The sequence below is a fragment of the Cytophagales bacterium genome (genome assembly GCA_019456305.1).
Lineage (GTDB): Bacteria > Bacteroidota > Bacteroidia > Cytophagales > VRUD01 > VRUD01.
Genome location: VRUD01000042.1, coordinates 26656 through 36281, shown reverse-complemented (window position 1 = coordinate 36281; position 9626 = coordinate 26656). Strand labels below are relative to the sequence as shown.

Below are 9626 nucleotides of genomic sequence, written 5' to 3'. Positions count from 1 at the left end.
GCTTGCCGGATTGTTTCTTCCGTTGCATAACTTTGCAGTGAGCAAATTAGAACAGCGGTTATTTAAGACAAGAAAGAGAAAATTAGAAAAGAAAAAAAGAATATAACCACGAATTACACAAATTTCCACTAATTTAAAAGTGAATTTTTACTTTTTACTTTTTCCTTTTTACTTTTTACTTGTAATAAATAATTAGTGAAATTAGTGTAATTAGTGGTTAAACTGGGGGCAGGCGTGGCACGGCTTTATCGTTTTATTTAAACTGATATTTTTTCATGAGCATAAAAAAATCCATACTATTCAGAGCCCGTATTGCATTTTTGTTTGTATTTTCTTTTGCCGTTGCCATAGGGTATAAAGTTATTAAGATACAATACATTGAGGGCATCAAATGGCAGGAAGCTGGAACGGCACCTGTTTTGAAAGACAGGGTAGTCAAAGCAACCCGGGGCAATATTTATTCTGATAATGGGAGCTTGCTTGCAACTTCATTACCATTTTATAAAGTAGCTTTTGATCCAACCATTGCCAGTGACGAATTATACAAACAGGATATTGATTCATTGTGTATCTTGCTTTCCGGCTTTTTTAAAGACAGGTCACCTGAACAGTACAAAAGAAAAATTAAAATTGCAAGGGTGAAGAAAAAACAATATATCAGGTTAAACACAAAAAAAATTGATCATCCGGCTCAAAAGATAATGTCAAAATGGCCTGTTTTCAGAGAAGGGAGACTTGGCGGAGGGGGGTTCTTTGAAAAAACAAATGAACGATTTTATCCCTTCAGAAATCTATGCAGGATAACAATAGGCTATATTAATGAACAGAAGAAAGGTGTGAGAGGGCTTGAGTATAGCTTTAACAGCGACTTAGCCGGAAAAGACGGGAGGGCGTTGTTTCAAAAAATAGCAGGCGGTCATTGGAAACCGTTGCACAACAGCGCAGAAGCCCGGCCGGTTGAAGGGATTGATATTCATACCACCATTGACATAAACCTGCAGGATCTGGCTGAATCTGTCCTTATGAAAGCATTAGTTAGCAATGATGCTGACTATGGCTGCCTGATCCTGATGGAGGTGGCAACAGGAGAAATAAAAGCGATGGTGAATTTGAGAAAATATCGTTCTGCTCCTATACAAAACAAAGCAAATGCAGGAGACAAGCATGTCCTTCCCTTGCAAAGAAACTACCTTGAAACCTATAACTACGCAGTAGCTGATCAAGGCATGGCTGAACCCGGCTCTACTTTTAAGCTTGCTTCAATGATCGCTCTTTTTGAAGATTCAAAAATTTCTCCCACTGACAGTATTGACACTTATAGTGGCAAGTTTAAGTATTATGACAGGATAATGCCAGATAATAAACCCGGTGGATTTGGCAAGATCACGGTTCAGCAAGCCTTTGAATATTCATCCAATATTGGTGTTTCAAGATTGGTAAATAACCATTTTGGCAAAAATCCTCAAAGATTTGTTGATTATATCCATAAATTTGGCTTAGCTTCTCCTGTGAGATTTCAAATAAAGGGAGAAGGGATACCGGAAATAAAACAAACCGCAGATCCTACCTGGAGTGGCATTTCATTACCCTGGATGTCTATTGGATATGAATTAAAGATCACCCCGCTTCAAATGCTCGCCTTTTACAATGCTGTTGCAAATGATGGGGAGTTTATCCAACCATTGATCGTAAAAAAGACAATGAGAGCTGATAAGACATTGAAAGAATTTGAATCAGACATCCTTCACAAAAAAATATGCTCTGCTAAAACCTTAAATATTGTTAAAAAAATGCTTGAAGGTGTTGTAGAACGGGGAACAGCTCAAAATATCAAGAATAAAAACTATAAGATTGCCGGCAAAACCGGCACAGCACAAAAAATAAAGAATGGCAAATACATACGAAGTTATTATACCTCATTTGTGGGCTATTTTCCTGCCAGTGACCCTAAATACAGTTGCATTGTTGTAATAGATAATCCCAAAGGTTCCAAACAGTATGGAGGGCAGGTTGCTGCCCCGGTCTTTAAAGAATTGGCTGATAAGGTCTATGCAACAGACATTAACATGCATCAGTCACTCAAACAGATCAAAGATGTAAATAAAGGAATATTCCCTGTAGTCAGATCAGGAAATTACCACGACTTAAATTTTATTTGCGATCAATTAGAGATTGCACATAAGGGCGACAGGCATTTTGTAGAGACGTTGCCTGGTAGAGACGACCAAATTGGGCGTCTCTACCAGGCAACGTCTCTACAAAATACCACCGCTCAAAGCGTTAGCACGCCTAATGGTGAATGGGTACAAGCAGTTCATAAAGGTACTTACATCCAGTTGAAAAATAAGCCAATAAAAAAAGGGTTGGTACCTGATGTCAGGGGCATGACCTTAAGAGATGCGATCTATAACCTGGAAAATCAAGGGCTAAAAGTTTTTTATGAGGGAACAGGCAGGGTGGTTGAACAATCACAGCGGCCGGGAATAAGGGCGCTGAAGGGAAGCGCTATTACTATTAAATTGAGTTGATGGTGGATAATAGATAGTATCTGTCAATCCCGGGTACTGCCCCCCCCGAGTTACTCAGGAGGACAGACGGGACAAAAAGTTTTGCCACTAAATCTCTAAATTTTACTAAAACTCTGAAATTGGTAGTGAATTAAAAAATGATTGGAAGAAAAAATATAATTTCACCTAACCTTAATCCCAAATTTTCGTTTAAATTATCACTACTACTTAGTTGCATAAATAACTATTGAGATAATTTATATTATGTCTTATACTTTAACATTAATTATCGCTACAATTCTTATTATAGCCTTTTGGGTGGGAGTCGAAAGATATTTTATCTGGAGCTATCGGAAATTCATAAAAGAATTATGGGGTGATTTGGACGAGGAAGATAATTAAAATAATTACTATATTTACACTATGATTACATCTCAAACATACCACCTCACAAACACCAAACCCCCTGAAACCCGCACTGCCGTAGAGAGAGAGAGATTAAAGACCCAAGCCCCGCATATAAACAGAGTGTGTAGAGAAAACCCTTTAATCTAAAATTTATGTGCGGGGTTAGTGGCATTTTTTCTTTTTTAACACGTTCACTTCGTTCAGTGCATGCTTTTTGGAGTGGACTCAAAAATTAAATTTATTTTCTCAAAAACTTGCGATCAACTCAAAACTTTTGTATCTTTACTTAAATTATAGTAACAAAAACTTTCGTGTATTGAATTAGTAAAAACATTAATTCTATTGATTATGACAACACAATTTACACTTGAATACTGGATGGATGATAATTGGTATGTAGGAAAGCTCAAAGAGATACCAGGCATATTTAGCCAGGGTGAAACTTTAGAGGAATTGGAAGATAATATTCGGGATGTCTATCAAATGATACTTGAAGATGAAGATGAAGTGGAATCTTTACATTCTGAAGTTAAAAAAAAGCAGATTGAATTAGAAGTATGAAGCGTGGTAATTTTATTCGTGAATTGGTTAAAAAAGAATGTTATCTGAAAAGACATGGTACAAAGCATGATCTATATGTTAACGCAATAAATGGCAAAAAATCTTATGTGCCTCGTCATCCGGAAATTAAAGAAACTCTTTGTAGAATAATTAGAAAGCAATTGGGCATTAAGTAAGTTAATGTTAAATTAAAATAATTACCCAAAAACTTGCAATCAACTCAAAACTTTTGTATCTTTACTTAAATTATAGTAATGAAAAACAGAAATAAATATATTGAATTAAACGGAAAATATTTGCATGACGCAAAAACCCTCCTTGATAAGCAAGATTACGTGCAGGCCTCAGAGAAATTATGGGGGGCTACGTCTCAGATCATTAAGGCTGTTGCTTTTAAGCGTGGTAAAAATTTGCGATCACATGCGGCTATCAATCAATATATTGTAAAACTTTCTGAAGAACTTAATGATAAACCCATATTGAATCATTTTAGTATTGCTAATAGCCTGCATCAAAATTTTTATGAGAATTGGCTTGCTCCAGAAACTGTCATAGAAAACGCAAAGTCTATTGAAAAATTAGTAAAAAAGCTCAAACCACTTGCGGTTTAAAAAATTTTTGTATATTGCATAATATTACTGATAAAATCTTAAATTATTACTATCATGAAAACTAAACGAAATTACTCCGTATTGGCAGCCTTTTTAGGGCTTGCCTTATTGAGCAGCAATTACGCGTCAGCCCAGGCACCGGTAGCAAATTTTTCAGCCAACCCTGATTCGGGGTGTGAACCGCTTACAGTCAATTTTACTGACTCATCCACAAATGCTCCAACCTCCTGGTTATGGGATTTTGGGGATGGAAGTCCAATGGATACGGCTCAAAATTCTGTTCATTTTTATCTTTCTGGTACTTATAACATAATGCTGATAGTATCCAATGGTTTTGGTTCGGATACAATGTTCAAAAGTATAGTTGCGTATCCAAGCCCAACTGCCGGTTTTACTTATAATGGAAATCAATGCTTAACCGGCAACAGTTATTCATTCACCAATACAGGAACACCGGGAGCAAGCTATTCGTGGGATTTTGGGGATGCTACCATTTCTACGCTGGAAAATCCAACACATTTTTATGCTTCCTGCGTCTCTTATACCGTTACGCAAACTGTTACCGATACTAATAATGGCTGTTCTGATGCGCTCTCAATGGTAGTAACTGTATTTTGTGAACCAACGGCTTCAATCGTTGGAACAAATGCAACCTGCAATGGCTATTGTGACGGTGCAGCAAATCTGACAGTAACCGGTGGCACTGCTCCTTATTCTTATAGCTGGTCAAACGGTGCTATTACTCAGGATTTAACGAACTTGTGTGCAGGCTCCTATAATGTAACTCTAATAGATATAATTGGCTGCTTTGATACTGCAAGTGTTGTAATTAGTGAACCAGCTGCTATAGCTATTTCATTCACTACTGTCTCTAATGTCTCCTGCAATGGCGGCTCAGATGGCAGTGCAACTGCGGCAGTAACTGGCGGCCCTTATACTTTTTTGTGGGATAATGCGGAGATAGACAGCATAGCATTAGCTTTAACAGGAGGAACACATACTGTTACCGTAACCGATGGAATTGGCTGCTTTGATACTGCAAGTGTTGTAATTAGTGAGCCGGCTGCATTAAGCTTAACAATTATCACTACCGATGAATCTGCTCCTGGTGCTTGTGATGGTATTGCAAACGTGACAGTATCAGGAGGTATTCCTTTTTATACTTATTCTTGGTCACCCACTGGTGGTACTGGACCAACGGCTTCTAACCTTTGTCCAGGGATCTATACTGTAGTCGTATCTGACGCCAATGCCTGCGTTGCAGCAGGCGCAGCTATAATAAATACCGCTGCATGCACATTCACCCTTACAACAACTACTACCGATGACACCTGCGGGTTATGCGATGGGAGCGCTAATGCATCAGCCAGCGGTGGAGCAGCGCCATACACCTTTCTGTGGGATGATCCTGCTTTGCAAACCACACAAACCGCAACAGGTTTATGTGCAGGTACTTATACCGTACAGGTTACAGATACTAATAGCTGTTCTGCTATTAATACAGCAGTGGTTGCCGATACAGGTACTTTTACTGTCACAATCACTTCTACTACGGATGTTACTTGTTTTGGAAATTGTGACGGATCTGCTACTGCAAACCCAATTGGTGGCACAGCTCCATATAGTTACCTATGGTCTGATGCATTTGTCGGGCCACTGCATTCTGCAATGTGTGTTGGAACTTACACTGTGTATGTTACCGACTCTACGGGCTGTACCGTATCTCAATCTGTTACGATCAATCAACCTGCAGCCCTTAACACCGCTATAATAGGTGTCTATGTTAGCTGCAATGGAGTTTGTGATGGAGTTGCAGATCTAATTGTTGTTGGTGGAACCATTCCTTATACCTACTCCTGGTCAAACGGGGATTCAACCCAGGATATATTCGGATTGTGTGCTGATACTTTTTCAGTCACAATTACTGATTCCAATCTATGTACCACATCAAATTCGGTCATTATTTCGGAACCTTCAATACTTATATCAAACATAACCGGAACCAATATAAGCTGCAACGGATTTTGTGATGGAGCTTTAAACCTGACAGTTTTCGGAGGTACTCCTCCTTTCATGTATTCATGGGCGAATGGAGCAACTACAGAGGATTGTAATTCCCCGGGTTTATGTGCCGGAACTATGATTGTTGTTGTTACCGATGCCAATGGCTGTACGGTTACAGACAGCATTACCCTTACTGAGCCACCTGCATTAAACGTAATGACCACCTCAATAACAGATGCTATTTGTGGTTTATGTGACGGAAGTGCCACGGTTTCAGTCAGCGGTGGAACGCTTCCTTATACTTACCTATGGAATACATCGCCTGTCCAATTAGATTCAACAGCAACAAGCTTATGTGCAGGTACTTATACCGTACAGGTAACAGATTTTAATGGCTGCTTTGCTGTTGATACAGCAGTAGTTGCTGATAGCGGGGCTTTTACTGTTGCAATAACTTCTACCGATGTTACCTGTTTTGGAAATTGTGACGGATCAGCTACAGCAACCCCTTTTGGTGGCGTCCCACCTTATGTCTATTCGTGGAGTAATGGAGCTTTGGGTCAGACTGCTGTTGCTTTGTGTGCAGGAACTTACATGGTCTGTGTTACCGACTCTACGGGTTGTACTGTTTGTCAATCTGTTCCTATCAATCAACCCCTGCCAATCGTAACCACTATTACTACAACCGATGCCACATGCGGGAATTGTGACGGCACGGCAGCAGCAGCGCCTGCAAACGGTACGCCTCCATACTCTTTTCTATGGAGTGATCTCCAAACTACAGATACTGCCATAGGTTTATGTGCAGGCGCTTATACAGTAGTAATTGCAGATTCCAATGGCTGTTCGGTTACTGATACAGCGGTTGTTGCCGGCAGCGGAACTTTTACACTCTCCATAACTTCTACAGATGTATCCTGTAATGGCGATAGCAATGGCGTTGCAATGGTTACCCCCATTGGAGGCATTGCTCCTTATACTTATCTATGGAACGATCCATTGGCACAGACCGATCCAATAGCGGATAGTTTAGCGCCAGGTACTTATATTGTAACGGTAACGGATAGTACAGGATGTGCCGTTACTACAAGCGCTACGATCTCTCAACCTGCAGTGCTGATAGTAACCCTAAGTATAATAAATGTCGGATGTGCCGTCCCGAATGATGGCAACTTTACCATCATTGCATCAGGAGGTATAGGAAGTTATGTGTACAGCATTGATTCCGGAGCTGCCTGGAGCGCTACCAATGTGTTTGACAGCCTGTCTGCCGGCATTTATTTTGTTTTTGTGCAGGATAGCAACGGTTGTGAAATAAGCGTCACTGCCATAATTACAACCACAACAACACCTAATATTACGCTTACGTTAACCAACCCTTCCGTCTGCGGCTATGTTGGCAATGTTTCTTACAGCATCAGCGGTGGTACCCCTCCTTATTCAATTCAATGGGATACGCAGCCTCATTACTGGAATTGGTGGTCGTCATTCGCTTATTTATATCCTGGAACCTACACGATGACAGCCACCGATGCAAATGGCTGTATGAGAGATACCACCTTTACGATCCTGAGCCCTTGTCTGCCCAACCTCATCACAGGTTCTGTTTTTGATGATATGAATGCCAACTGCATTATGGATAGTTCAGATTACGGCTTATCCGGCTGGATGGTGAGAGCCGATCCCGGTGCGGTTTATGCTTATACCAATAATTGGGGTTTTTTCCAATTACACTTAGATAGCGGCAATTATACCATCTCACTTCTTGATAATGACAACATCAGAAGCCAGGTTTGTCCGGTGTCTCCCCCAACTTACAACCTGAACCTGGGCTCATCACCCAATACGATTGATTCAATTGATTTCACTGTTCAAACAGATTTTTATTGCCCTGATCTGTCAATTGACCTGAATCATATAGGATACAGACCATGCTTTAGCAGCTTTTATGTCGTAGATTATTGTAATAATGGTACAGGTGTTGCAACCAACGCTTATATAGAAATAGAACTACCTGACATAGTTACTGCTGATACTAATAGTACACATACCTGGTATAACTATGCTATTTCTCATGGCTATTTAGTACCATGGACAACTCAAAATGGAAATACCTATACCTTTGATGTAGGTAATTTAGTACCAGATGAGTGTGGAAGATTTGTAGTACTGATCAATATTTCCTGTAGTGCTGTAATGAACAGTACACACTGTGTAACAGCCCATATTTATCCGGATAGCAGTTGTTTCCCTGCTGATTCAACCTGGGATCGTTCAAGTATATCTGTTGAAGGAAGCTGCGTGAACGATAGTTTAGCTTGCTTTACCATTTACAATACAGGAGACCCGGGGACTGGAGATATGCAGGGAACTTCCCAGTACCGCATTTATGAAAATAATATGCTAATTTCTACTGGCGCCTTTCAACTGGCAGGCGGGGATAGCGTGGTAGTATGCTGGCCTGCCAACGGAAATACCATCAGGTTAGAAGCCGACCAAAGACCAGGCCATCCGGGTAACAGCCATCCACAGGATAATGTAGAGATGTGTGGCGGGACTCCATTTATTACCGGGCAAATAACCCAGGTACCTACTGATGACGCAGATGATTTTGTGGATATAGAATGCGGTCCTGTAGTATCTTCATGGGACCCGAATGATAAAAATGTGCGGCCCGAAGGTTTGACCAATACGTTCCATTTCATTGATTCCACCGATATACTGGAATATAACATCCGCTTCCAGAATACCGGTACGGATACTGCCTTTAACATTGTGCTCAGGGACACCTTATCAGCAACCCTGGACATCACTACAATCGTCCTCGGTGCCAGCAGCCATCCATACACACTCGAAATTTTTGGCAGCGACATTTTACAATGGACTTTTAACAATGTTTTATTGCCCGACAGCAATGTGAATGAGCCGGAAAGCCATGGCTTTGTAAAATTCAAAATTCACCAGAAGCCGGGGAATGCCATAGGTACGGTAATAGAAAATGATGCAGGGATCATATTTGACTTTAACGATCCTGTGATCACCAACAAGGTTTTCAATACCATTGGTAATATTGATTCTATTACTACTAATGTTTCAAAAATTTATGATAAGCAGATCTCAATTAATGTATATCCAAACCCGTTTAGCTCAACCACAACATTTGAGATAAATAGTACCTCAACTTTTAAGTTGAGATACACTTTTGAGTTGTATAACATTATAGGAAAGAAAGTTAAAGAGATTTCCAACATTACAGGTAATAGGTTTGTGATCAGCAGGAAAAACCTGCCGGAGGGGATTTATATTTACAAAATTCGCTCCAAAGATGGATTGATTGGTGCGGGGAAATTGATGGTTAATTAGTGTTTGTCAATGAGAAGTTTCTCTCCGAGTACCCGTGGAGAAACTTTTGGCTCTATTCTAAAATTTAGTTGATAGATAAATTTTCATTACTTTTGCACTACAAATAGCCCTGAAAGGGCGTAACTCATTAACATAGGGTATAGCCCTATGTTAAAGCAAACAACAACGATAA

5 protein-coding genes are annotated in these 9626 nt (G+C 40.0%); all 5 read left to right on the top strand.

Annotated features, from left to right (window positions below; all coding sequences use genetic code 11):
• Positions 1 to 275 precede the first annotated feature (275 nt).
• The 5 genes from FVQ77_10305 to FVQ77_10285 all read left to right on the top strand — a co-directional run bounded on the left by FVQ77_10305 (position 276) and on the right by FVQ77_10285 (position 9454).
• Positions 276 to 2528, top strand: coding sequence for a transpeptidase family protein (locus FVQ77_10305; protein MBW8050708.1), 2253 nt, complete (start codon positions 276 to 278; stop codon positions 2526 to 2528).
• Positions 2529 to 3263: 735 nt separating this feature from the next.
• Positions 3264 to 3476, top strand: a complete 213-nt coding sequence (locus FVQ77_10300; protein ID MBW8050707.1) for a type II toxin-antitoxin system HicB family antitoxin — start codon at positions 3264 to 3266, stop codon at positions 3474 to 3476.
• A complete protein-coding gene (locus tag FVQ77_10295; protein ID MBW8050706.1) occupies positions 3473 to 3652 on the top strand; it encodes an addiction module toxin, HicA family in 180 nt (59 codons plus the stop codon). Before FVQ77_10300 ends, FVQ77_10295 begins: the two co-directional genes overlap by 4 nt.
• A gap of 78 nt (positions 3653 to 3730) precedes the next feature.
• Positions 3731 to 4087: a hypothetical protein gene (locus FVQ77_10290; protein MBW8050705.1), complete on the top strand. Its 357-nt coding sequence runs from the start codon at positions 3731 to 3733 to the stop codon at positions 4085 to 4087.
• A 54-nt stretch (positions 4088 to 4141) separates the two neighbouring features.
• Complete coding sequence (locus FVQ77_10285) at positions 4142 to 9454, top strand: T9SS type A sorting domain-containing protein (protein MBW8050704.1); 5313 nt, start codon at positions 4142 to 4144, stop codon at positions 9452 to 9454.
• Positions 9455 to 9626 lie beyond the last annotated feature (172 nt).

What these genes read in the sequence shown, in the direction of transcription:
- FVQ77_10305 (MBW8050708.1), top strand. Translation starts at nt 276, where the DNA reads ATGAGCATAAAAAAATCCATACTATTCAGAGCCCGTATTGCATTTTTG.
- FVQ77_10300 (MBW8050707.1), top strand. Translation starts at nt 3,264, where the DNA reads ATGACAACACAATTTACACTTGAATACTGGATGGATGATAATTGGTAT.
- FVQ77_10295 (MBW8050706.1), top strand. Translation starts at nt 3,473, where the DNA reads ATGAAGCGTGGTAATTTTATTCGTGAATTGGTTAAAAAAGAATGTTAT.
- FVQ77_10290 (MBW8050705.1), top strand. Translation starts at nt 3,731, where the DNA reads ATGAAAAACAGAAATAAATATATTGAATTAAACGGAAAATATTTGCAT.
- FVQ77_10285 (MBW8050704.1), top strand. Translation starts at nt 4,142, where the DNA reads ATGAAAACTAAACGAAATTACTCCGTATTGGCAGCCTTTTTAGGGCTT.